This window comes from Neorhizobium sp. P1_A6 (assembly GCF_056406795.1).
The window spans coordinates 1-23,490 of sequence record NZ_JBFTZM010000002.1 but is presented as its reverse complement, the minus strand read 5'-3'; the positions used below and the strand labels follow the sequence as shown (position 1 = coordinate 23,490).

20 protein-coding genes and 1 pseudogene are annotated in these 23,490 nt (G+C 61.4%); 16 read left to right on the top strand and 5 right to left on the bottom strand.

The features are described 5' to 3' along the window. The first annotated feature begins 118 nt into the window (after window positions 1-118). The 11 genes from tssC to AC1D3C_RS04160 are packed head-to-tail and all read left to right on the top strand — an operon-like array spanning window position 119 to window position 15,532. Entirely contained in the window at window positions 119-1,507 is a 1,389-nt protein-coding gene (tssC, locus tag AC1D3C_RS04210; protein ID WP_477482027.1) for a type VI secretion system contractile sheath large subunit, read from the top strand. Beyond that, window positions 1,504-2,334: a type VI secretion system accessory protein TagJ gene (locus tag AC1D3C_RS04205; RefSeq protein WP_477482026.1), complete on the top strand. Its 831-nt coding sequence runs from the start codon at window positions 1,504-1,506 to the stop codon at window positions 2,332-2,334. Before tssC ends, AC1D3C_RS04205 begins: the two co-directional genes overlap by 4 nt. Continuing rightward, window positions 2,327-2,836 carry a type VI secretion system baseplate subunit TssE gene (gene tssE, locus AC1D3C_RS04200; protein ID WP_477482025.1) on the top strand — a complete coding sequence of 170 codons (510 nt, stop codon included), beginning with the start codon at window positions 2,327-2,329 and terminating at the stop codon, window positions 2,834-2,836. The genes AC1D3C_RS04205 and tssE overlap by 8 nt, the downstream gene beginning before the upstream one ends. Then, window positions 2,829-4,610 carry a type VI secretion system baseplate subunit TssF gene (gene tssF / locus AC1D3C_RS04195; protein WP_477482024.1) on the top strand — a complete coding sequence of 594 codons (1,782 nt, stop codon included), beginning with the start codon at window positions 2,829-2,831 and terminating at the stop codon, window positions 4,608-4,610. Before tssE ends, tssF begins: the two co-directional genes overlap by 8 nt. A 21-nt stretch (window positions 4,611-4,631) precedes the next feature. Continuing rightward, window positions 4,632-5,690: a type VI secretion system baseplate subunit TssG gene (tssG, locus tag AC1D3C_RS04190; RefSeq protein WP_477482023.1), complete on the top strand. Its 1,059-nt coding sequence runs from the start codon at window positions 4,632-4,634 to the stop codon at window positions 5,688-5,690. Further along, on the top strand, window positions 5,680-6,876 hold the full coding sequence (locus AC1D3C_RS04185; RefSeq protein ID WP_477482022.1) for a type VI secretion system-associated FHA domain protein: 1,197 nt from the start codon (window positions 5,680-5,682) through the stop codon (window positions 6,874-6,876). Before tssG ends, AC1D3C_RS04185 begins: the two co-directional genes overlap by 11 nt. Then, on the top strand, window positions 6,866-8,206 hold the full coding sequence (gene tssK / locus AC1D3C_RS04180) for a type VI secretion system baseplate subunit TssK (RefSeq protein WP_477482021.1): 1,341 nt from the start codon (window positions 6,866-6,868) through the stop codon (window positions 8,204-8,206). Before AC1D3C_RS04185 ends, tssK begins: the two co-directional genes overlap by 11 nt. Beyond that, window positions 8,203-9,747, top strand: a complete 1,545-nt coding sequence (gene tssL, locus AC1D3C_RS04175) for a type VI secretion system protein TssL, long form (protein ID WP_477482020.1) — start codon at window positions 8,203-8,205, stop codon at window positions 9,745-9,747. Before tssK ends, tssL begins: the two co-directional genes overlap by 4 nt. Continuing rightward, the gene (gene tssM / locus AC1D3C_RS04170; protein ID WP_477482019.1) at window positions 9,744-13,226 is read left to right on the top strand and encodes a type VI secretion system membrane subunit TssM; all 3,483 of its coding nucleotides are present in this window, start codon (window positions 9,744-9,746) and stop codon (window positions 13,224-13,226) included. Before tssL ends, tssM begins: the two co-directional genes overlap by 4 nt. Further along, entirely contained in the window at window positions 13,198-14,616 is a 1,419-nt protein-coding gene (gene tagF / locus AC1D3C_RS04165; RefSeq protein ID WP_477482018.1) for a type VI secretion system-associated protein TagF, read from the top strand. The genes tssM and tagF overlap by 29 nt, the downstream gene beginning before the upstream one ends. Next, window positions 14,609-15,532 (top strand): serine/threonine-protein kinase, encoded by a 924-nt coding sequence (locus AC1D3C_RS04160; protein WP_477482017.1) that lies wholly within the window; start codon window positions 14,609-14,611, stop codon window positions 15,530-15,532. Before tagF ends, AC1D3C_RS04160 begins: the two co-directional genes overlap by 8 nt. A gap of 2 nt (window positions 15,533-15,534) precedes the next feature. On the opposite strand, the gene AC1D3C_RS04155 is transcribed toward AC1D3C_RS04160, so the two are convergent. Both AC1D3C_RS04155 and AC1D3C_RS04150 read right to left on the bottom strand, forming a co-directional pair. Then, complete coding sequence (locus tag AC1D3C_RS04155; protein ID WP_477482016.1) at window positions 15,535-16,662, bottom strand: polysaccharide biosynthesis/export family protein; 1,128 nt, start codon at window positions 16,660-16,662, stop codon at window positions 15,535-15,537. 373 nt (window positions 16,663-17,035) lie between these two features. Beyond that, window positions 17,036-17,626 (bottom strand): helix-turn-helix transcriptional regulator, encoded by a 591-nt coding sequence (locus AC1D3C_RS04150; protein WP_477482015.1) that lies wholly within the window; start codon window positions 17,624-17,626, stop codon window positions 17,036-17,038. Window positions 17,627-17,703: 77 nt separating this feature from the next. Between AC1D3C_RS04150 and AC1D3C_RS04145 the strand changes: the two genes are divergently transcribed. From AC1D3C_RS04145 to AC1D3C_RS04130, 4 genes and pseudogenes are all read left to right on the top strand, one after another. Continuing rightward, on the top strand, window positions 17,704-18,417 hold the full coding sequence (locus tag AC1D3C_RS04145; protein WP_477482014.1) for a CoA transferase subunit A: 714 nt from the start codon (window positions 17,704-17,706) through the stop codon (window positions 18,415-18,417). Next, window positions 18,417-19,058: a 3-oxoacid CoA-transferase subunit B gene (locus AC1D3C_RS04140; protein ID WP_247135118.1), complete on the top strand. Its 642-nt coding sequence runs from the start codon at window positions 18,417-18,419 to the stop codon at window positions 19,056-19,058. Before AC1D3C_RS04145 ends, AC1D3C_RS04140 begins: the two co-directional genes overlap by 1 nt. Before the next feature lie 69 nt (window positions 19,059-19,127). Next, window positions 19,128-19,258, top strand: a pseudogene (locus AC1D3C_RS04135) (DNA polymerase IV); the annotation flags it as partial. Between the two features lie 209 nt (window positions 19,259-19,467). Then, complete coding sequence (locus tag AC1D3C_RS04130) at window positions 19,468-19,776, top strand: hypothetical protein (protein ID WP_477482013.1); 309 nt, start codon at window positions 19,468-19,470, stop codon at window positions 19,774-19,776. A gap of 13 nt (window positions 19,777-19,789) precedes the next feature. On the opposite strand, the gene AC1D3C_RS04125 is transcribed toward AC1D3C_RS04130, so the two are convergent. Next, a complete protein-coding gene (locus AC1D3C_RS04125) occupies window positions 19,790-19,915 on the bottom strand; it encodes a hypothetical protein (protein WP_258718730.1) in 126 nt (41 codons plus the stop codon). Between the two features lie 496 nt (window positions 19,916-20,411). On the opposite strand from AC1D3C_RS04125, the gene AC1D3C_RS04120 reads away from it, so the two are divergent. Next, complete coding sequence (locus AC1D3C_RS04120; RefSeq protein ID WP_040125337.1) at window positions 20,412-20,615, top strand: cold-shock protein; 204 nt, start codon at window positions 20,412-20,414, stop codon at window positions 20,613-20,615. Between the two features lie 905 nt (window positions 20,616-21,520). On the opposite strand, the gene AC1D3C_RS04115 is transcribed toward AC1D3C_RS04120, so the two are convergent. Together AC1D3C_RS04115 and AC1D3C_RS04110 are read right to left on the bottom strand one after the other, a co-directional pair. After that, entirely contained in the window at window positions 21,521-22,351 is an 831-nt protein-coding gene (locus AC1D3C_RS04115) for an endonuclease/exonuclease/phosphatase family protein (RefSeq protein ID WP_477482012.1), read from the bottom strand. Between the two features lie 79 nt (window positions 22,352-22,430). Beyond that, the coding region (locus tag AC1D3C_RS04110; protein ID WP_477482011.1) for an epoxide hydrolase family protein at window positions 22,431-23,490 on the bottom strand (1,060 nt) is incomplete at its 5' end.

Below are 23,490 nucleotides of genomic sequence, written 5' to 3'. Positions count from 1 at the left end.
ACGCGCGGCGCCCCCCTCGCCGCGCGTGATCTCTCCCTTTCTTTGTTTTGGCGCGGTTCGCACGGGAAAACCGTGACCGCGTTTTATAGAAGCGACTGGACTTGAAACCGGGATGACGATGGGTTCTTGCACAGAGTGGAGGCGTCGGGCGGACGAGTTGATCGCACTGATCGACGAGGCGCTGAACCGCCAGGTGAATGCGATCCTGCACCATCCCGATTTTCAGGCGATGGAGGCACGGTGGCGTGGCCTTGCCATGCTGGTGCGCGCTACCGGCCGCAGCGGCGAAGTAAAGATCAAGCTGCTGAGCCTCGGCTGGCACGAGCTTGCCCGAAGCATGGAACGGGCTCCCGATTTCGATCAGAGCAATCTTTTCGAATTGATCTACAGCCGTGAATTCGGCACGCCGGGCGGTGAGCCTTACGGGCTTCTGATCGGCGACTATCAGTTTTCGCCGAAGGAGCCGGAGGGCGGCGATCCGGTCGGTGTCCTGACACAGCTTGGTATGGTGGCCGCTGCGGCCTTCTGCCCTTTCGTCGCCGGCGCCTCTCCGCAAGCGATCGGTCTAGAGGATTTTCGCGAACTGGGGCGCGTCCAGGATTTCACCTGGCTGGCGGGCGATCCGACCCGCATCCGCTGGAACGGGCTTCGCGGTCGCGAGGACTCGCGTTTCCTCGGTCTTGTCGCGCCGCGGATCTTGATGCGCTCGCCGCTCGAACCTTATGACCGCCGACGCGAGGACGGCTTCCCGTTCCGCGAGGAAATCGCCACAGACGGCAGTTCCTTGCTCTGGGGCAATGGCGCATTCGCATTCGCCACCATCGTCATCCGCAACTTCATCGAGTCCGGTTGGTTTGCCGATATCCGTGGCGTCACCCAGGATGTGATCGACGGCGGCATGTTGAGCGCAACGGAACTCCGCCCTTATGATTTCGGCACCGAAAGCAACGGACTTTCGGCCCAGGCCGCGGTGGAGATTCGCCTGACGAGCGGCCAGGAGCAGCAGTTCTGCGACCTCGGCCTGATCCCGATCGCGACGACCTATCTCTCCGCCTCGGCGATCTTCAATTCCAACCAGTCGCTGCACGCGCCACCGCATTATTCCAGCGAGCATGCCCGGCAGAACGCCCGGCTTGCCGCGATGCTGCAATACGTGCTCTGCGCCTCGCGCTTCTCGCATTATCTCAAGGTCATCATGCGCGACGAGATTGGTCAGCTCTCCGACGCAAATTCGATTCAGCGGAAACTCGAGGAATGGCTGACCGGTTATACGCTCGGCAACGACGACGCCGATCTTTCGCTGCGGACCCGTTTCCCATTGCGTTCTGCCGGCATCAAGGTCGTGGAAGTCCCCGGCAAGCCGGGCACCTTCTCCTGCACCGTCCGGCTGCAGCCGCATTTCCAGCTCGACGACGTTTCAACGAGCTTCCACCTCATCGCCGAAATCCCGAATCCCGGCCAGACCGCCAACCGCCCCGTCGCCATTCCCGAAAGGATGTCCGCATGACGCTTTCCGAAAGCATCGCCCGTTCGCTCAGCGAAAACGCGCTGGAGGACGCGCTCGACATGGCGAAGGCGCATCTGAAATCCAAGCCCTCCGACCAGGAGGCGCGGCATCTCTATATAGACCTGCTGGTGCTGGCCGGAGACTATCAGCGTGCCGACAACCAATGCGGCCTCGCCGTCACTTTTGCACCCGAGGCAACCATGGGCTTTGCCCTTCTGCGTCACGAACTGCGCGGTATGGCGGCCCGCGACGCCTGGTTCCAAAGCGGCGCCGTGCCGGAATTTCCGCTAGGGCCGAGTGATCTCGACAAGCTTGCCGTCCGCCTCGGCATCGCCCACCGGATGCAGGATACAAGCGACGCGAAGGCGGCGCTCGCCTCGCTGGAAGACAAGCGCGGCGAACGTCCGATGGTATGGAACGGCAGAAAGGTTTCCGACTTCCGCGATCTCGACGATCGGACGCCGCATGCCCTGGAAGTGATCATGACCAGCGGCGCCTATCTCTGGATCGACTACGCCAAGATCGTCGCCGTCACCATCGCGCCGATCGCAAGGCCGCGCGACCTCGCCTTTCGACGGGCGGAGCTTTCATTGATCGACGGCGCCGTCGCGTCCGTGCTGCTGCCGGCGATCTATCATGGCACCGCAGGGGATGCGACGCTGAGACTTGGCCGCGGGACGGATTGGATCGACGAACAGACGGGCATCATCACCGGCCGCGGCCAGCGCTGCTTTCTCGCCGGTGACGAACTCGTCTGCTTGCACGACACCGAAAGCCTCGAAGCGATCGTCGCAACGGCCGAGCGGAAGCAGGTTGCCCATGGCTGATCCGCTCGAACGTTACCGGCCGCGCGATCGCGTCCTGACCCGCTCCATCCTCGACCGACTGATCGACGAGATCCCGGATCGGACGTTCGATCCACCGGCAAACCTGGTCGATCAGGTTCGCGACATGCGGGAATCGATCCGTCGAGATATGGAAGCTCTGCTCAATACCCGCCGCTGCCCGACGGCGCCGCCGGCCGTGCTGGCCGAACTCAAGGATGCGTTGGTCAGCTACGGCGTCGACGGCATGGTGTCCGCCAATCTCGTGACCGATGAAGCAAAGCTCAAGCTCGCCCGGATGATCGAGCGGCGCATCGCGCTTTTCGAGACGCGGCTTTCCGATGTTCGCGTGACGATCCTGAAAAGCCGGACGATGACCGAGCGGGCGCTTCGCATGCGCATCCAGGCGACTTTTCGCCTGCACGAAGGCATGCCGCCGATCAACTTCGAATCGACCATCGATCCGTCCACGCAACGGTTCCTGGTGGAGGCGGCGCATGGCTGAAGGTTTCCTCAACCGCTACAATGACGAACTGCTGGCGCTGCGCCGCCGGGCGGCACGGTTCGCGGACGCCTTTCCGAAGATTGCCGGCCGCCTTCGCATGACAGGCGATGTTGCGGACGATCCCCATGTGGAGCGTCTGATCCAGAGTTTCGCCTATTCTGCCGCCCGCGTGCGCCAGAAGCTCGACGACGAATTCCCCGAGCTCACGGACGGACTGATTGAAACTCTTTATCCGCACTACCTGGCGCCTTTGCCTTCGATGAGCATCGTGCGCTTCAAGGCCGACGATACGCTCGCCTCGGTGCAGACCGTGCCGCGCCACACGGAAATTCTGGCTGAGCCTATCGGCGGCGAAGCCTGCCGCTTCCGTACCACCCAGGATGTGGAGATGGTGCCGGTCGAGATCACCGGCGCGATATTGTCGGGCCAGCCGATCGACGCACCAGTCTCTCCTTATACCGGCATCGCCGGATGCCTGCGTCTCTCCATTCGCCCTCTCGACCCGCGCAAGCCCTTCGGAGATATCGGCATCAGCCGACTACGCCTGCATATCCCGTCGCCTTGGCGGCAGGCCGTGGCCATCCATGAGTTGCTCGCCAACCACACGCTTGGCATTGCGCTTGCGCGACACGCCGATGACCGCGAACCTGTCTTCCTGCCGGCGAACAACCTCAAGCCTGTTGGCTTCGAGCCGGAACAGGCCATGCTTCCCTATCCGGCGCCGAGCTTCGTTGGCTATCGGTTGCTGACGGAATTCTTTGCCCTGCCGCAGAAATTCCTCTTTCTGGATCTCGACGGGCTTAATGTCTGGACAGGTGAAACGCTGGAAGTCTTCATCTATCTCGATGAGACGGACGCGAAGCTGGAACGCGTGGTTTCGGCCCGAGATTTCGCGCTCAACGCCACGCCGGTCGTCAACCTCTTCCGCCAGGTCTGCGAACCGATCTCCGTCGACGGCACCCGCACGGAATACCGCCTGCTGCCGGATGCGCGCCGCCAGAAGACCCGCGAGATCTATTCGGTCGACCGGGTGCTGCTGACCGGCTCCCGCGGACAGGAGGAATTCTGCCAGCCGTTCTTCGGCCGCTCCCAGCGGGCTGGCAACAGCAGCTCCTATTGGCAGGCCTATCGTCGCTTCGACGAAGACGATGGCACGAGCGACATGGAAATCGCTTTTGTCGACCGYAATCGCCGTTTCGCCGGGCCGATGGATGTGGTGGCGAGCGTCGACACGCTCTGCCTCAACCGCGACCTGCCGGAACAGCTGCCTTTCGGCGGCGGCCACCCTTACCTGCATCTCGCCTCCGGCCATGAGGCGGTCGCAGACGTGGAGGCGCTCATCCCGCCGACAGCCTCTGTGCGGATGAACGATCTGGAAGGCCGCAACTGGCGCCTCGTGTCGCATCTGCTACTCAACCACCTTTCGCTTTTCGACAACGAAGGCGCAGCGCTGAAGGACATCCTGTCTCTCTATGCCTTCCGCGACAGCCCGGAAACAAAGCAGCTCGTCGATGCGCTGATCCGCATCAAGGCCGGCACTTCGACCGCCCGGCTCGGCAGCGGCGGCATGGTTCCCGGCACCGAGATCGCGCTCGAATTCGACCCGGCGGCGATTGACCGGCCATCTGCCTTCCTGTTCGGCGCGGTGCTCGACCGCTTCTTCAGCCTCTACACCTCGGTCAACAGCTTCACCCGACTGACCGTCTCGATGAAAGGACAATCGAAACCGGTTGCCGTCTGGCCTGCCCGCGCCGCCGAGCGGCCATTGCTGTAACGAAAGGATTGCGAAGGGACCATGGACCTCACGACCCGCAAGTCTGACGCCGTATCCGGCGCTCCAGCCACAGCCCTTGCCGACTTGCTCGAACGCGACCCTGGCCGCTTCGAACCGGTGACGGCATTTCGCGTGGCGCAGGCGGCAGCCGAGTATACAGAGGTCGAGTTGGAGGTAGCATCCCATATGGGCGTCTCTCCGGCGCCGCTTGCCGTCAGCGGGTTCCGGCGCAAGGGGGGGCGAACATCGGTCAGAAGCGCTCTTGCCGGACTGATCGGTCCGCTCGGCTCCATGCCGTCCGCCTACAATGAGATCATCCTGCGCGAAGAGCGCCATAAGTCGAAGGCACTGGCAAGTTTCTTTGATCTCTTCAGTGCCCGCATGACGGAACTGTTTGCCGACGCTTGCGAGAAATACCGAATAGCGCGCCGGCTGCGCTGGGGCGGCATTCTCGGGGACAACGCCTTCATCACCACGCTCCGCGCGCTGACGGGCTTCGGCACCAGAAGGCTGATGGAACGAAGCGGCGTCGACGAGGACCTCATTCTCCGCTTCGCCGGATTTTTTGCTGCGCGCAATCGCAATGCCGCCAACCTGCAAGCCATGCTGGAGGAATTCAGCGGCCTACCGGTCCAGATCGAACTCTTCCGCGGCCGCTGGCTTGCGATTCCGGAAGGCGAGCGCAGCCGGATGGGCCGGCCGCAAGGTGTACAGCTCGGCGTCAACGCCACCGCCGGCGCCGCGATCCGCGATTTCAGCGGCGGTTTTCGCGTCGTGATCGGCCCGCTCGGTTACGCTGATTACCTGTCGCTGGCGCCTGGCGGACGCAACATCACCGAGCTCTTCGCGCTGATCCGGCTTTATGTCGGCTCGGCCCTCGATTTCGATATTCAGGTCATTCTCAGGAAGGAAGACATCCCCTTTTGCCAACTCGGCCGAAGCGGCAGGGACGCCGGCGATCCGCCGCGCCTCGGCTGGAACAGTTGGGCCCGCATTGCACCCGCGACGAAGGATAGCGGCGATGCGGTGATCATGGAGCGTCTCCCGGCACGATCGCAAGGAGGTGGGCATGCGGCTTGAACTGAAGCCGATTGGCAATGACGGCATGCCGCCGACCGCTGCGAAAAAATGGTTCTTCGAGCGCGGCCGACGCACCCTTGGACGGGCGCCGGATTGCGACTGGCAGCTGCCGGAGGAACAACGTTCGATCTCGAAATTCCACTGCACGATCGAACGGGACCGGCAAGGCTTCCTGCTGCGAGACAAGAGCGCCAATGGAACGAAGGTCGACGGCCTCGTTGTCCACGAAGGAGAGACGGTTCGGCTCGCCGACCAGTCGAGGCTGGAAGTCGGGAACCTGGCGTTCGAGGTCCGTATCGCCGGCGAACGGGATGAAGACCTGGAGGACCCCGAGGCCGGCCTCCTGCTCAGCGACGAACATTTGACCATCTCCGCTATCCTCGCAGATATCGCACCCGGCGGCCGTGCTGCGGGAGGCATTCTCGGCGAACGCGTCGCAGAGGATTGGTCGATACCCGTCGCAACCGGAAAGGAAGGCTCCAGCCCCTCCCGCAATGTCGAGATCGGCTGGAACGGCCCGCCCGAAATCCGGTCCGCCACCAAGTTCCTTCCGGACGACTGGAATACGGGAGAAGGATCCGACTATGGCAGCCATCTGGAACACGGATCGGCCACCCATGTGTCCGCACCGGCCCTGCGCGTCCGTTCCGTGGAGACATTGGAGACCGTCAACGACAACGCCCCTCCTGCGGAGCCGTTGCTCGATGATTTCCCACGCCTGTCGATCGGCCGGGCAGGCGAGCTTGCAGAAAGCTTGGAGCCGTTGCTCAGCCGGCTTGAAGAGGCCCTCGAAAACGCGTTTGCCGTTTTCGAGATGGAGCCGCCGTTGCTCGATGCGGAGCCCGAGACTTTCGGCCGGAGCTCAGAGGAAGCGCTCGTCATTCGCGCCGCATCCCTTCTCGACCGGCAGATGAAGCTCAATGCCGCTCTCGAAAATCTCGTACGCGAGGCGGCAAGCCAGATGGAGCCGCGTATTCTCGAAGCGCGGATCGATGCCGGTCCTCGCGGTCTGCGCTGGGCGCGCAATCGGGACTATTGGCAGGCCTACAAGGCGCAATTCGAAAAGAACGGCGGGGCGCAATCGATCCGCGACATTTTCCGCGACGCGATGATGCGCGCGGTCAATCGCGGAGTAAGCCGCGCCGCGCGGACGCGACAGGCAGGAGACGGCAGATATGAGAAATGAGAACCGGGTGGCCTGGAGCGAGGGCATGTTCCTTCGCGTACAGCACTTCCAGCAGGCGGATCGCTGGACGGAACGGCTGGTCCGCACCACGACACGCGGGCTGTCTCCCTACCCCTGGGGGGTGTCTGAGATCGGTATCGACCGCAGTGCGCTAGCGATCGGCCAGTTCGCCCTCTCCAACCTGCGCGGCATGATGCCGGACGGCACGCCCTTCGAGGCGCCGCTCGACGCGGACCTGCCACCGCCGCTCGATCTCGACGAAAACACCAAGAACGCTGTCGTCTATCTCGCCCTGCCCGCGCGACAGCCGGGCAAGGCCGAGATGGCGATGAACGGCGGCGCAAAGCTGAACAGCGTCCGACTGATCGCCTCGCATTACGAAGCGCCCGATGCCAATGTCGAGACCGATTTCATGGCACCGATCGACGTCGGCCGTCTCAGGATGCGTTATCTGAAGACCGGCGACGAACTGGCGGGTTATGACCTGGTCGGCCTTGCCCGCATCATCGAGGTGCGCTCCGACAGGGCCGTTATCCTCGATCCGGAATTCATCGCGCCCAGCCTCAACTGTGCTGCCGAAGCACGCCTGACGGAACTGATGACCGAATTGCTCGGCATTGTCCGTCACCGCGCCGAGGCGATTGCCGAAAGGATCGGCGACCCGACCATTCGCGGCACCGCCGAGGTCGGCGACTATTTCCTGCTGCAGATCCTCAACCGCGCCGATCCGATGCTGAAGCACATTGCCGCAAACGCCACCCGTATCCACCCGATCGAATTCTACGAGACCTGCATCCAGCTTGCGGGCGAACTCGCGACCTTCACGACCGACCGGAAACGGGCGACGGATTTCCCCCCCTACCGGCACGACGACCTGAAGGCGACCTTTGCAGCGGTGTTCGACGATCTGCGTGCATCGCTTTCCGCGGTGCTCGAGCAGGCGGCAGTTTCGATCGAACTTGCCGAACGTCGCCATGGCGTGAGGGTCGGCGTGATCAACGACCGCTCGCTTCTCAAGGATGCCGGTTTTGTGCTGGCGGTCCGGGCGGAAATGTCGGCGGAAGACGTCCGCCGCAAATTGCCGGCCCAAATCAAGGTCGGCCCGGTGGAGCGCATCGCTGAGCTCGTCAATGTCGCGCTGCCCGGCATTCCTGTCAGGCCGCTGCCGGTATTGCCGCGCCAGCTGCCTTATCGCTCCGGCACGATCTATTTCGAACTCGACACCAAGAATCCGCTCTGGAAGCAACTCGACACCTCGGGCGCCATCGCCATGCACCTCGCAGGCGAATTCCCGGGCCTCGAAATGGAACTGTGGGCCCTTAGAGAATGAAGAACGAACCCGCCTCCACCTGGCAGGAAGTGCCGACCATCGTCGAACTCACCGAGGACGGCGTCAGACGAAAACAGTCGGCCCGCAGGATGGCCGAAATGCTGGATGACGTCCTTGAACTCCCGGAAAACTCTCCGGAGAAGGCGGGAAGCCAGATGCCCCGGAAAGGCGGCTGGCCAGTCGAGGCGCTGGTCAGGGATTTCCGCTTCGGCGGGGAGGACGTGCCCACCGTGGTGCGTTCGGCGGCGCCATTGCTCAACCTCGCCCATGCGCTTCGGCATACCGAGGAGCAGCCGGACATGGATCAGCTCCGCAAGGTCGCGGTCGATGCCATCGGCCGTTATGAACGCGATCTGGCGAGCGCCCGCATCAGTCCTGATCGCGCCCGCGCTGCCCATTATGTCGTCTGCGCCACCGTCGACGACGTCGTTTTGAGCAAGCCATGGGGCGTGCGCGCCGGTTGGGCGCGGTCCGGCCTGGTTTCCACATTTCACATGGATGTCACCGGCGGCGACCGGGTCTTTGACCTGCTTGACCATTTCCACCAGAGCCCCGGCGCCAACAAGGATCTGCTGCTTCTCATCTATCTCTGCCTGTCGCTCGCCTTTGAAGGCCGTACCCGGGTTTCGCCGCGCGGCAACCTCGAACTCGGCCGCATCCGCGACAGCCTGTACAAGACCCTGCTCGGCCAGTATGGCGTCTTCGAGCGGGAACTTTCGCCCCACTGGAAGGGAGTCTCCGCCCGCCATAAGCCGCTCCGCACGGCAGTGGCGCTCTGGACGCTGCTCTGCGCACTCGCGCTTGTCTTTGCACTGGGCTATCTCTTCTTCAGCCTGTCGCTGAACGTCGCTTCCGACGGAACTTTCCGGCGGCTTGCCAGCCTGCCGCCGCGCGATACGCCGAGTGTGCTGATCAAGGCACCGGAACGGCCGCCCGAGCCGCGGCAGCCGGTCGCCGAAGCCAGGCCCGAACCGCCGGTGCAGCCGCCACCGAAGCAGGAGCCGCCGCCGAGCCGCCTCGACAATCTGCTCGCCTTCCTCCAGCCGGAGGTCGAGAAGAAGCTCGTCACGCTGTCGGATTCGAATGGCCGGCTTCTGGTGCGCATCAACAATTCCGGCCTTTTCGATACCGGCAGTGCCGAAGTCAGCGACAAATTCCACGATCTCATCCAGAGGATAGGTGGCGCGCTTGCGGCAGAAAAGTTCCGCGCTGTGGTCGTCGGTTATACCGACAATGTACCGATCCGCACCATTCAGTTCCCCTCGAACTGGCATCTTTCGGAGGCACGCGCCAAGGCGGTCGGCGACATTCTCGCATCCTATGCCGGGCCGGACGCGATCCTGACAGAAGGCCGCGCCGACAGCGATCCGATTGCCGACAATGCCACGCAGGAAGGCCGCCAGATGAACCGCCGCACGGAAATCCTGGTGCTCACCGATCCGACCGAAAGGCTGAGCGACGCGGGCCTCAAGGTGTCGCCCGTCGAAACCGAAAAGCCGGCTGGCCCGGGCACTCCAGAGCCGAGAGGAGCTGCGCGATGAACCCGTTGAGCTTCTTTTATACGCTGCGCTCCTATGTGGAGGCCTATGCAGGGCTGCTCGGCCGGAGATTCATCTCGATCATCTGGGTGGCGGCAATCTGCGTCGTCATCTGGTTCTATGGTTATCTCGCGGCCTACGGCAATTTCAAACCGCTGGCGAGCACCAACGCACGGCTGCTGTTGATCGGCATCGTCGTTGTCGCCTGGCTCTGCTATCTCGCCTCCACGATCATTCGCGATCGCCGCCGCGACAAGCGTCTCGTCGAGAGCATAGAGCGGGACGCGGAGGCCGAAGCTGCGGCAAGCCAGCAGGCCGAAGTGGGTGAAATCCACAGTCGTCTCAAGGAAGCGCTGCAGCTCTTGCGCCGCATCACCCGCAAGCGCTTCGGATATGTCTACGAGCTGCCCTGGTATGTGATCTTCGGTGCGCCCGGCTCCGGCAAGACTACGGCGCTTACCAATTCGGGGCTGAAATTCCCGCTCGGCGATGCGTTGGGCAGCAATTCGGTGCAGGGAATCGGCGGTACGCGCAACTGCAATTGGTGGTTCACCGACGAGGCGATCCTGATCGATACCGCCGGCCGTTATACGACCCAGGACGACTTGAACGGCACAGCCAAAGCCGGATGGGAGGGGTTCCTCGGGCTCTTGCGCAAATATCGTCGATCTCAGCCGATCAACGGAGCGCTGCTGACGCTTTCGATCGGCGACCTCGTGACCCGCGATGCGGAAGCGCAGCGCCAGGAGATCAGGGCGATCCGCCAACGGTTGTCGGAACTCGACGAGTTTCTCCAGGCCCGTATTCCTGTCTATCTGGTCCTCACCAAGGCCGACCTCCTGACCGGCTTCGCGGAATTCTTCGACGGCTTCAACAAGAGCGACCGGGAGCAGGTCTGGGGTACGACGTTCGGTCTCGAGGAGAGCTATGGGGCACTCAACCTGCCAGACCGTTTCCTCGAAGAATTCGCCCTGTTGCAAGAGCGTGTGGGAGCGATGCTGATCGAACGCCTTCAGCAGGAACCCAATCTGGAACTGCGCGGCCGCATCTTCCGTTTCCCCGCCGAACTCGCCGCGCTGAAGGAGCGCTTGCACGAGGTGATGACCGAACTTTGCTCCGGCTCGAAACTGGTCGAACCGCCGCTGTTGCGCGGCATTTATTTCGCCTCCGGCACACAAGCCGAGGAGACGAGCCTGGGCACCACAACGCGTGCGCGGCGCAGTTATTTCCTGTCGCGGCTCTTCAAGGATGTCATCTTCGACGAAGCGTCGCTGGTCGTCCGTGACAAACGGCTCTCCCGCCGGCATGTCTTCTTCCGCCGCAGCGCCTACGCAGCCGCGGTCGTGGTGCTGGCGGTCGTGCTGGCCAGTTGGACGGCGACCTATTTCCAGAATACCGCAGCACTTGCCAGCGCTGAGCGGCGCATCGATGCCTACGAACAATTGGCGCGCGGCGTGCCGGTGCGCGACGTGACGGACTCGGATTTCCTCCGTGTGCTACCGGCGCTCGACAATCTCGCCGCTGCCACCAGCGATTTTTCCAGGACGCGCGCTTGGCCGGTCAGTTTCGGCCTCGACCAGGAAAGCAAGGTGGCGGGCCGCCAGCGCGACGCCTATCAGCGCGCATTGAACGCGCTGCTTCTGCCCCGAATACTCGTCCAGCTGCAGAAGGAAATGACCGAAAGCAATGAAGTCGCGACCACCTTCGATGCCTTGAAACTTTACGGAATGCTTGGCGGGTTGGGCCCGATGGATGCGGATTTCGTCGCCCAGGAAGCGGAAGAGATCTTCACGACGCTTTATCCTGGCGAAGGCAGGTCGGCGGCGCGGCAGGCGCTGATCGCGCACGCCAGCGCCATGGCCCATGGCGGGCTGCCGCCGATCGAACTCGACAACGCCCTGATCACCAAGGCCCGCGAGACGATCCGCTCGCAAGGCATCCCGAACCGGGCCTACGATATTCTCGCAAACTATCGCCAGTCTCGCGCACTTGCCGACTGGACCCCGGCAGGTGCGCTGGGTCCGCTCGGAGAACAGGCTTTCGAACGGATGACCAAGTTTCCGTTAAGGGAAGGCCTGCCGGGTCTCTTCTCCAGCACGGGATATCGCCAGGCCGTTCTGCCGAAGATCACCGACGCATCGCGAGCAGCGCTCGAAGAGCATTGGGTTCGCGGCGAAGCCAACCCGGCCGATTTGACCGTCGATGCCGTCGCTCAGACCGCGCTGCAGCTTTATTTCGACAATTTCCAACAACGCTGGTCTGCCCTGTTGGCGGATTTGCGGGTCAAGGCTTCGCAGACGATCGCCGACGCGGCCGAGACTACCCGCATTCTCTCGAGCGAGCCAAATCCGGTCGAGAGCTTGGCCAAATCCATCGCCGCCGCCACGGATCTTCGTCGGCCTGGCGCAGAGGTCGCGTCCGCGGCCGGCGATAGCCTGCCTATCTCGACCACTGCGCTCGCCAGCGCAGCAAATGCGCCGGACCTTTTCGCTTCCCTGCGCGCCGCTCTCGAACCACCGCAATCCATCCAATTGCCGGCGGGACAGAGCCAGGAGGCGCCAAAATCGCAGATCGCTCGACTAAAACCGGTCCTCCAGAAGGTGCACGATCAGCTCTCGCGTGCGACGACCTCCACCGCCGAAGTGGCCAAGGTCTTCGATGTCGACAGTCAGCTGACGAACGCCAACCAGGACCTCCTGCAGCAGGCGCGCAGTTTGCCGGCCCCCATAGACACCTGGATGGCGGGTGTGGCTGCGGATATCGGTTCGCTGGCGGTCAAGTCCGCCCGTATGCGCATCAGCGATGCGTGGACTGCCGAGGGCGCAAATTTCTGCGCCAACGTGATCAAGGGCCGTTATCCCTTCGACCGGGAATCCCCGCGCGACGTGGCGATGAGCGACTTCGTCCGCCTGTTCGGTCCCAAGGGCCTGTTCAAGACGTTTTTTAACGACAGGCTTGCCCCGTTCGTCGACACCAGTTCCTCGCCCTGGGGCTGGAAAGGCACCTTCGGCTCAACCAGCATACCGAGCGAGGCGATCGCTCAGTTCGAGAATGCCGACAAGATTAATCGGGCTTTCTTCGCCGCCGACGGAGAAAGCCCATCGGTTGCCATCAACATCAAGCCGGTGTCGCTCTCGGATGGGGCAAATGCAGTGATGCTGGAGATCGAGGGAGAACGCGTTGTCTATTTCCACGGTCCGATCCAGTCGAAATCGATTGCCTGGCCATCGAAAGAGGCAAGCAACGCTTCGCGCATCGCCTTCCAGCCCGGAGGCTGGCAACAGGCGTTGACGGAGAACGGCGACTGGTCTCCCTTCCGCCTCTTCGATGGCGCCAATATCACCATGCAAGCCAATGATCTCTTCCGCGCCAAATTCCAGCAGAACGGCCAGACGGCAGAGTTCGACGTCCAGTTCGGCTCCGTCCTCAACCCCTTCCGCCTGGAGGCTCTGAATGCCTTCTCTTGTCCAACGCAATTCTGATCGGCCCACCATGAATGAGCGCGCGACGCTGGGCCAGATTTCGTCGGAACCCGACCGTCTCGGTTTCTTCGGCAAACTGCCGAGCCATGGCGATTTCGTTTCGACCGGGCTCGGGCGAAAGCTGCAGGCTGCGCTGGATGCCTGGTTGCAATCCAGCCTCCACGCCATCCAGGCAGAGTTCGGCAACCAATGGGAACGCCGTTTCAGATTCATGCCATCCTGGCGTTTCATCGTCGAAAGAGACCTTTGGGGACCGGCAACCATTGCCGGTGTCATCGTCCCGAGCCTCGACCGCGTCGGCCGCAGCTTTCCTCTTGTCCTCGCAGCCGAGCTTCACGGGTTTTCCGGCGATCCGCGCAGCCTTTGCCTCGACGATACATGGTTCATCGCAACCGAAGGCCTGGCGGAGACGTCAGCCCGCCAAGATTTCGACATCGACACTTTCACGACGGGCCTGAAGCGGCTGAGACCGCCTCGGCCTGGTCAATTCGATGGGGTGGAGCAAAGCAGCTTGATGCCGCCTGGAACGCTTTGGTGGCGGATGGATCCGGACGACCGGCGCATGAAGGGATTTCGGGTCAGTGGCGCTCCCGGTCCGTTGGATTTCCTGAAGCTCCTTGCCGAAGGCGACGCCAAGGCGGCAGAACAACCCAGACCCAGCCCCCGTCAACAACGGGCGGCAGCTGACCCAAAGCCCACGCCTGCCGAAGCACCAGGCCTGAAACTCCTCCACAGCTATGCCAGCCACCCCGGAACACGCCTGTCTCTCAACGCCGACAGCATCTTCATCTCGGCAACGCCGTCAATATTCGCGATCATGGACGGCGTCGGCGATGGCAACGATGCCCTAGAAGCCAGCAGGATCGCCGTCGACATGCTGAGCCGGGCGGCGTCCCAGGAAACGATCGAGGCTCTCGTCCAGGAGATCAAGGGAAAGTTCGGCCGGGCCCACGGAGTGCTGCAGTCCGGCCGCCTGACCGCCGAACGATCCGGGTCGTCGGCCACCGTTGTCACGCTTGCATGTCTGCGTGATAGCTTCGCTGTTCTCTGGGCGGGAGACGCCCGCTGTTACTTGCTGCGTGACGGCATGATGCGTTGCCTCACGCGTGACCACACCGAAATCGGTCTGAGGCGCTCTCTTGCCCGCGGGATCGGCCTGAAGGGCCAACTGATGCCTGAAGTCAGTATTGACAGGCTGCAGCCCGGGGACCGGCTCCTGCTCTGCAGCAATCCGCTGCCCCAAACCCTGTCGGAGCGCAGTATCGCGGAAATCCTGCTCTCGACGGAGCTCGACGAAGTTTCCGCCGCGCTGACACAGGAAGCCCTGATCGCGAATTGCCGGGGAAATCTGAGCATCATCGTGATTGACGTGAAGGCCGATCGTGGTTGATCCTCCCGAGGATACGGATTTTGAGGAGGTAGCGCGCAATTTCGCAGCGCTACGGCACGCCCTCACCGTTGCCGGGGAAGGCGACCCGGAAAAACACCGTTCTCTGATCAATCAGGTCCGCGACGCCCTGGACCGTGGGGAAGACCGCCTCGCCGGTCACGACCCGACGATCATCGCCAATACGTTCGGGCTCGAAGCCCTGGTCCACGAGGGGGCGACGACACGGATCTATCGTGCGCGCCATCGCGACCTCTTGAGCTTGCACGCCATCAAAACGCTCCGCCCCGACCAGGCGGACGACCCCGTCGCGCGAAAACTCCTACTAAACGAGGCGAGGATCGGAGGCGCGATCCGCCATCCAAACGTGGCCGCGACGGAGACGCTTCTGCGGCTTGGCGACGGCCGCCCGGCTCTGGTCCTCGAATGGATCGACCGCAGCCTTGAAGACCTTGTCCGGGAGACACCGCTTTCGGTCGGCGATATCATGCACGTCATCGCCGCCATCTTCAGGGGGCTCGATGTGATCCATGCGGCCGGCTATGTCCACGGCGATCTGTCGCTCTCCAACCTACGTTACCGGGACGACGATCTCTCGCAGCTGAAGATCGGCGATTTCGGCATAGCGCTTGAAACGGGGCGCCGTCATCGGGATCTTGACATCGCTTTTGCCGGCCGCCGGCATTTCGCGCCCCCGGAACAACTGGCGGGACAGGCGCTCGACAGCCGTTCGGATCTCCATGCTGCGGGCCTCATCCTGTCGGCGCTTCTCGATCATTGCCAAGAGACCGGCGCCATCGTCGAGCGCTTGCGCCAAATCGCAACGGAACTGACGCGGCCGGAACCGCAGGAGAGGCCCGAAAATGCCAAAGCCGCCCTGCATCTGCTGGGCGGCCTTGGCAAAGACATACCGCGTTAGGATCAGTTGCTGCCGGGCAGCGGAGCGGCGGCCGTCGGCGCGCTCTTTTGATAGATCGTGAAGAGCTTTGCGAAGTCCACGAGACCCGAATTGCTGGCATAGAGAATGTCGCCGTCCGCCATCTTGAACCGCTGCATCAGCGACAGATTGGCGACATCCTTCATGTCCACGCGGTAGATCGCCGGCTTGGTCGTCATGACGGCGGTGCCGGGGTTCTTGGCAGCATTTACCGCAGCAACCTGGCTATAGACCGGCTGGTTGCGCACCACATAGAAATTGCTGGCATCGGCCCGGTCGTCGAGCAGCCCACCCGCACGGCTGAACGCCTGCATGAGAGTGAGCTTGCCTGGCTCGAACTCGAATTCGCCAACGCTCTTGAACGCGCCGAAGGCCGTAAACGACGGCGCATCCTTGCCGATATAGACCTGGTCTTCCGGCAAGAGGTAGATGTTCTGGCGATCCTCGTTGATCACCCGCTCGAGCGGCGCGCTGGCCTTCTGCTTGCCGCGAATGACTGTCACGGTTGCCGCGGAGGAAGCGCCGCCTGCGAGCGCGATGGCGTCGAGGACGCGCTCCTTGCGCGCGGTAAGCGGGAAACGGCCGGCCGCACGGACATCACCATTGACCGTGAAGCCGGTCGTTGGCTTGTCGACGACGGAAACCACTGCCTGCGGGTTGACTGCCGAACCCTTCAGACCGGATGCGATCCGCGCCTGCAGCGCCTCCGGCGAGGATTCCAGCACACGCTGTTTTCCGACAAAGGGCAAGGTCACGGTGCCGGCGGAATCCACGGTGAAGCGTCCCAGGTTCAGCGTCTTGCTCTGGGTCGAGGAGAACATGCCTTCCTCGCCGGTATCAAGGATGGTGACCTCGATGACGTCGCCGCGGCGCAGCCGGCTATCCGCAAACCCCGTGGAGCGCAGGACACTGAGGCCTGGATCGGCTGCGGAATAGCCAAGCGGAGCAACGTTGAACGGCTCCATCGGTGCATTCGCCAGCCGCGCGACCGGGATCTTCTGCCCAGTCTGGGGATCCGTCGCGTCATAGAACCTCCCGGCTGTCGGGCCGTCCGACGGTGCGGCACAGGCACTGAGAACCGCAACATAGACGCAAGGGGCAAGCTTCCGCATCCCGTATCCTTTGGAAAAGCCTCGTTTCCTTGACAAGTATCAAGTCGATGCATCACGGCAATATAGCCCGAGCACAAAAAAGCCATTATGACAGCTTGGAGGCGAGCACGTGTGGTTGATATGCAACTCTACCCGGCCCGTTGGTCTGTCCGACCCGAAGCGGGTTCGGCATTTATCGCAAAGAGACTTTGATTTCGCGCCCGTTCCAGCGCGGGATTCTGCGGCAGGTTGCATCCTGATTCGCCATAAGGCGCCCACATCTTCCGCTCTACCAAAAAGCGAAAGACCCCCGGTGAAACCGAGGGTCACAATGCCGACCGTAACGACCCAATCTGACTGAGGATGTAACCTCTGCTCGGACAGATTGGATAACTCATCCTTGCCGTTTATGACCTGCCGTGAACCAGGCTATCAGCTCGGCCGAATTGCGTACGCCTACCGCTTGCATAAGTCGCGCGCGATGAGATTCGATCGTCCGTTTCGAGAGTCCGAGCTCGTCAGCGATCATTGCGTTACTCTTTCCCTGTGCAACCAGGGTGATGATCTGGTGCTGGCGGTCGGTAAAGGTAGGACCCGAGCTTTTGATCGGCCGGTTGATCGCTTGGAAACAATAAAGTGCTTCGGCAAACGGATCGGCCAAATGGTGGCTACGGCCGTTCACCCTGCACCAGAAGCGTCCGCCATCCCCCCTCGTCATGATCCGCTCGTCATAAAAGACCTGCCCGGCAGGCAGATGACTGCGCCACAAATGACCAATGCGGACAAAGTCTGCGATCTTCGGGTACAACCGTGCAAAACTGGTGTCCAGGATTTCTTCCCGGCGAAGCCCAAAAAGCGTCGCGAATTCGACGTTGCAATCGCGAATAATGCGATGCCTTGCATAAACCATCGGCACCGGCATATCGGCCAGCAGAAACCGATGGCTCTGATCCGGATCCGCGATTGATGCTGGAGCTTCAGACATGCAGTATAAATACGGCTAGTCGCCGGGGCCGATCAAGCCTTAGTTTCGCACTAACGTAATTTCGTGGGAGGGTCGGGATGCGAAAGATAGTATCGAGCGCCACTGAGGCGCTGGCAGGCGTCTTGAAGGACGGCATGGTGATCATGTCGGGAGGCTTCGGGCTTTGCGGAATACCGGAAACGCTGATCGAGGCCGTCAAGCTGTCCGGCGTAAAGGATCTCACGGTCATCTCGAACAATGCCGGCGTCGATGGGATAGGCCTCGGCTTGTTGCTGGAAACGCGCCAGATCCGGAAAATGATCTCGTCCTATGTCGGGGAGAACAAGCTCTTCGCCCAACAGTTTCTGTCCGGCGAACTCGAGCTCGAGTTCAATCCGCAGGGTACGCTTGCCGAACGGATACGCGCAGGCGGTGCAGGCATCCCGGCATTCTTCACAAAGACGGGTGTCGGAACGATCATTTCGGAGGGCAAAGAGATCCGGGAGTTCGGCGGCGAGCAATATGTCATGGAAATGGCGCTGACCGCGGACGTATCGCTTGTCCATGCCTGGAAGGGCGACACCGAAGGCAATCTCGTCTATCGCAAGACGGCCCGGAACTTCAATCCGATGATGGCGACCGCGGGCAAGTTCACGGTCGCCGAGGTCGAACATCTCGTCGACGTCGGCCAGATCGACGCCGACCATATCCATACGCCGGGCATCTTCGTCTCGAAAATTCTCCATGTTCCCGATGCGAAGAAACATATCGAACAGCGGACCGTAAGATCCGTACAGACGGAGGCGATGTAATGGCTTGGACACGCGACCAGATGGCCGCGCGCGCAGCGCGTGAGCTTCAGGACGGCTTCTACGTCAACCTTGGCATCGGCATTCCGACGCTGGTGGCCAACCACATTCCCGACGGGATCAATGTCGTGCTGCAGAGCGAAAACGGCATGCTCGGCATCGGCCCTTTCCCGCTCGACAATGAAGTCGACGCCGACCTCATCAATGCCGGCAAGCAGACGGTCAGCGAACTGCCGATGACGAGCTTCTTTTCGTCGGCCGACAGTTTCGCGATGATCCGCGGCGGTCACATCGACCTGTCGATCCTCGGCGCCATGCAGGTGGCCAGCAACGGCGACCTCGCGAACTGGATGATCCCGGGCAAGATGGCCAAGGGCATGGGCGGCGCGATGGACCTCGTCGCCGGCGTCAAACGCGTCGTGGTACTGATGGAGCATGAGGCCAAGGGCGAGTCGAAGCTTTTGCCGGAATGCGATCTTCCGCTGACCGGCAAGCGCGTCGTGGATCTCGTCATCACCGACCTCGGCGTTTTCACGATCGCAAGAACCGGCGCTCCGGAAATGGTGCTGATCGAAATGGCAGAGGGAGTGACCTTGGAAGAAATCAAGGCAAAGACCAGAGCTGATTTCAGGGTCGGTCTTTGATCGTCGCATGGGGCGATACATCCCGCGAGGTGATTGCCCCACGCCGGAGCTGATCTCTTCCTGATCGGGGAGAACGTGGTCGGCCTGCTGCTCGCACCAATCTTCCCACCGCGAAAAGGGATCCGCCTGCTCAGCGTCACCCTGTCCTCTCTGGAAGGCTAGCACCGGCCGCGGAATCGCAGCTGCGGCTGTCGCTTTAGGCCGCGAGCTTTCTGAACAGGAAAGGTTGAACGGCGAAGCGCCCGGCGGAAACCTATGCGGGATGTCTGGTTCAGGAAATAGCCCCTCGAGCCGGTTATGCGTCGATCGGCGCTTGGAAATAGTAAACAGTTGGATTTAGCGCGAATTCGCACGATTGACGACTGACAATCTGGCCCTAGCTTCGTGCTCTCATCGCGGCTAGGATCCTATGTCAGCACTTATTTCCGTACTCCGCCAAGCCATCCAGCGCTCCAGCGACGCCACGGTCGAAGGGCGGCAACGTATCTATGCTTCCGCCCGCCGCGCAGTAGAACGGCTTCTTACACGCTCAGACATGCCTGCTGGGCATGGTTCTCTGCCGATCCAACTGCACAGGCTCGACGAGGCGATCAAGGAAATCGAAAGAGAATTCTCGGCTGATGACCGCGACCACACCGGCCTGCAGTTGGATGGCAATCTGCCCGACCTTTCGACCGCGCGCCGGCAGCGGCGTAGCCGTGTCAAGAACAGCACGTGAGGAAAATGTCTTTCTACCGGATCGTGCCAGTCACGATGGGATCAAGTTTGTCGAGCTGGTCCCAAGCGAGCGACGCGCCAAACAGCAGCACCGCAATAATCGGGATAACCAAAAGCACAGCACCACCGGGAACACGCATAACAAAACCTCTCAGCGATTGAGCCCCAGACTCATGCTCCGGCTTCGTTACTGAGAGGTTAATTGCGTCTCACTTTTACACAGGAAGGCACACCAGGATGAAGCTGCGCGATCGATCGATTGAGCGGTTTCATCAGAAATGGCTACTAGAGCACCCGTTCGAAACGGCTTTATCTATAGGGCGATGAACAGATCACTCGCACGCCTGCGCGCGGAGAATCCGTGTTGCCGTAAGCGCGATAGGACTGCGGTTTGTACACCACTGTGCATGGCTGCCGCCACCCGCGCGAGGCCGGCTCGCGATGGCACCGCCGATGATAGCGGCAGCACCGAATGCTGCTAGGGCTACCAGAAACCGTCGCTGCGGTGGCGGTAGCGTACGTCTGTCTCTGTATCCACGTTGCCCGTTGGCAATATTCGCGACGATCATTGTATCCACGGCGGTCATCCCGCTATAGAGTACACCCGCAACTCTGCGAACACGGGAATAGGTATTTATGGCGACTGGTACAGTGAAGTTTTTCAACGACGACAAGGGTTTTGGTTTCATCACGCCCGAGAATGGCGGACAGGACGTTTTCGTCCATGTCTCCGCACTCGAGCGCGGCGGATCACTCCGTGAAGGCGACAAGGTGAGCTTCGAACTGGGGCAAGATCGCAAGACCGGGAAATCAAAAGCAGAGAACGTTTCGGTTCTTTGACTAAGAAATCGGCTTCGCGAAATACAGGACTCTGCCAGGAAGCGCTGTTCAGCTTGAGCTGGCAGTTTCGTCAACGAGCCGAGCTGATCCATGTGGCACATCGACGAGATCAACGCGCCGGAATAGCAAGCCTGCTGAGATTGGATGTAGGGTGGATAAGCGTGCCGCCAGCTTGCCAGCGAGGTCCCGACAGGTAGGGTTCCGGACAAGCTACGATGCCATGCAAGATGCGATAAGGTTTGGGGAGAAACTGACTAGCTGCGGGGAGTGGACTTCGCGGTTGGCACGGCGGCCGGACATGACGCTGATCGCAATCCGTCGTCCGCACTTCGCAACCAGGTCGACGAGATCGAAGCCGTTCAGCGCGCCTCCTGATAAACATGGGCGGTGCAAGTCGTCTTGGCGATTCCGGGACAAAGAATGCTGTAGCCTGCCGGCGAGCGCAAGCTGCGGCTGTAGATATTCTAAGAAGGAAGCTGATAATGGGATGGAAAACGCCAAAGGTCGAGTACGTCAACGGTTATAGGATTGTTGAGCTCGAGGGACCGACCTTCAAAGTTTATGACGGCGACCGCCAACTCGGTGAGGATTTCCCCTACTCCGGCGAAGCGGCCGCTCACGCGAAGTCTCTTCCAACGCTGGATCCTCCGCGGCGATGAGTAGGACTTCCGAACGGTTTTCGGACATTTCCTCTTCGGCGGTCCCGGTGGAAATCGGACTCAAGGGCACTTGGCTGAATATCACCTTCATTGGGACCGTGGATTGATCACTTTCAATCCGGCCGCCTCGAAGGGGCTTGTGTCGCGCGATCTGGTCAAGGCGGTGGGCATGAGTGGTATCTTCAAGAGCCAGGTATCTCGGATTTGCGAAGAGATCGATGAGAAGGTCACGGCCTTTCCATCCCATCAAAGGCCCACGTCAATTTCGGCGACCACACCAAAATGATCGCTTAACCAAATTCCATCCCGTGGTTTGTCAAAGGCGACCTGCGCGGAATGCACAAGCGCATGGGCTTTCGGGTGACCATCCCAGGAGCCAACAAGGACGTAGTCGAACCGGCGATGATATTCCGGCTGTCGAATGATCTGATCGATGCCTGCCTTTGCATTGGGATTGTCACTGGTCCACGTGAACCCCACTCCTTCACCCGCAATTTCCCAGGCATCGTGGTAGAGCACACTTCGGCCGCCCAATGACTGACGACCCGTCAGAAATCTCATACTTGATGAATCTGGATCGGCATTGAAATCTCCGGCAATAATGGTCGGGAGCGCCCGGCGATGGCGGAGATCAAGATCAACGATCGCCTGTACCTGCCGTTCGCGGGCCGCTTCTGCGCTCGGACGCCACGCGGTCGTCGCAGCGATGAAAAGCATTTCGCCTTCATTGGGAACATCGACGACGGCAGCCAGCGTCGCCCAAGGCACATCGGGTGCTTCAGCGAGCCGAAGGTCCAGCGCCTCTAGCGGCCGCATCGGCCACTTGCTCGCAATCGCTGTCCCACCATATTGATCGGCAAAGGGCGGAAGAAATCGTTGAAGGTCCACTTGATGGGTCGACCCGATGTCCAATCCTTCTAGGATTTCGTCAAGCATCCGGATATTTTCGGACTGGACGACTTCCTGCAACGAAATGATATCCGGTTGAAGCGCCCGCAATTCCTGATTAATCAGAGAAATCCTGCGCGCATCGCCTTGTGTATTCCACACATTCAGGGTGACGACACGGATACGCATGTTATCACGAACTCCTCTGTAGTGAGTAACGTCCTGACGCGCTTTCGCGTCGTGGAAGCATTGTGCTTGGCACAGGAGGTCACGCGGCGATCCCGCGTACCCAGGCGCGCAGATCGGCGACGAACGCCTCCGGTTGTTCGGTGGGTGGGAAGTGGCCGCCGCGCGGTTGTTCGCTCCAGTGGACGAGATTGCAGGTGCGCTCGACGAGGGACCGTGGTGGCGCTGGGTGCCTCGGATCGGGCCAGGAGGCATAGCCGGTAGGCACCTCGATCCGGCGGCCTTTCGGTAGCATCTTGCTCTTCTCTCGCTCCGAGGCGGTGTAGATCCACGTCGATGTCGCGAACGTGTCGGTCATGACATAAAGCATGATGCTGGTGATCAATCGGTCGTGACCGAACACGTCGATGATCGATCGTTCGCCCAGGTCGGCCCAATCGTGAAAGCGCTCGAGGAGCCAGGCGGCTTGGGCCACGGGATTGTTATGCATCGCATAGGCGAGTGACTGTACCCGCGTGGACTGAAGGTGTGAATACGCACCCAGCCGCTTCTCATAGTCCGCAAACTGCTGCATCCAGCGTCGCTCGGTGTCATCCTGCGGCGCGTCCTCAGGGACAGTGCCGAGATAATCAATATGCAAGCCGAGGATCGAATTGGCCTGATCCAGCGCCATCCATGGACCGATCACTGCACCCCAGTCAGTCCCATGAACGAGGTAGCGATCGTACCCCAAGACCTCGCGCATCAGCGCGTTGAACAGTGCACCGATGCGCCGCGGATCGATCGGCTGGTTGGGCTTGGCAGAAAAGCCGTAGCCCGGCAGCGATGGGACGACGAGGTCGAAAGCATCGTCGGTACGTCCACCGTTACGAGATGGAAACGCCAAGGCTTCCACCGCCGGCCAGAATTCGTAAGTCGAGCCGGGCCAACCGTGGATCAGGAGCAGTGGCCGCTTGCCCTCAGCCTCGCCTCGAACGTGAACGAAATGAAGCCTCAGCCCATCAACCTCCGTCGTGAACTGCGGAAAACAGTTGAGATCTCTGACCATCGCATCAACATCGTAGCGGTCAACCCAATAGGCACAGAGTTCGCGCAGGGTTTGGGGATCACAGCCATAGAACCAATCGGAATCATCCGGCTGG

Bases quoted from the DNA above. Each gene is read 5' to 3' on its own strand.
- tssK (WP_477482021.1), top strand. From the start codon at position 6,866: ATGAGAAATGAGAACCGGGTGGCCTGGAGCGAGGGCATGTTCCTTCGC.
- tssL (WP_477482020.1), top strand. From the start codon at position 8,203: ATGAAGAACGAACCCGCCTCCACCTGGCAGGAAGTGCCGACCATCGTC.
- tssC (WP_477482027.1), top strand. From the start codon at position 119: ATGGGTTCTTGCACAGAGTGGAGGCGTCGGGCGGACGAGTTGATCGCA.
- AC1D3C_RS04125 (WP_258718730.1), bottom strand. From the start codon at position 19,915: ATGCGTGTTCCCGGTGGTGCTGTGCTTTTGGTTATCCCGATTATTGCG.
- AC1D3C_RS04120 (WP_040125337.1), top strand. From the start codon at position 20,412: ATGGCGACTGGTACAGTGAAGTTTTTCAACGACGACAAGGGTTTTGGT.
- AC1D3C_RS04205 (WP_477482026.1), top strand. From the start codon at position 1,504: ATGACGCTTTCCGAAAGCATCGCCCGTTCGCTCAGCGAAAACGCGCTG.
- AC1D3C_RS04130 (WP_477482013.1), top strand. From the start codon at position 19,468: ATGTCAGCACTTATTTCCGTACTCCGCCAAGCCATCCAGCGCTCCAGC.
- AC1D3C_RS04140 (WP_247135118.1), top strand. From the start codon at position 18,417: ATGGCTTGGACACGCGACCAGATGGCCGCGCGCGCAGCGCGTGAGCTT.
- tagF (WP_477482018.1), top strand. From the start codon at position 13,198: ATGCCTTCTCTTGTCCAACGCAATTCTGATCGGCCCACCATGAATGAG.
- AC1D3C_RS04155 (WP_477482016.1), bottom strand. From the start codon at position 16,662: ATGCGGAAGCTTGCCCCTTGCGTCTATGTTGCGGTTCTCAGTGCCTGT.
- AC1D3C_RS04115 (WP_477482012.1), bottom strand. From the start codon at position 22,351: ATGCGTATCCGTGTCGTCACCCTGAATGTGTGGAATACACAAGGCGAT.
- AC1D3C_RS04185 (WP_477482022.1), top strand. From the start codon at position 5,680: ATGCGGCTTGAACTGAAGCCGATTGGCAATGACGGCATGCCGCCGACC.
- AC1D3C_RS04145 (WP_477482014.1), top strand. From the start codon at position 17,704: ATGCGAAAGATAGTATCGAGCGCCACTGAGGCGCTGGCAGGCGTCTTG.
- AC1D3C_RS04150 (WP_477482015.1), bottom strand. From the start codon at position 17,626: ATGTCTGAAGCTCCAGCATCAATCGCGGATCCGGATCAGAGCCATCGG.
- tssM (WP_477482019.1), top strand. From the start codon at position 9,744: ATGAACCCGTTGAGCTTCTTTTATACGCTGCGCTCCTATGTGGAGGCC.
- tssE (WP_477482025.1), top strand. From the start codon at position 2,327: ATGGCTGATCCGCTCGAACGTTACCGGCCGCGCGATCGCGTCCTGACC.
- tssG (WP_477482023.1), top strand. From the start codon at position 4,632: ATGGACCTCACGACCCGCAAGTCTGACGCCGTATCCGGCGCTCCAGCC.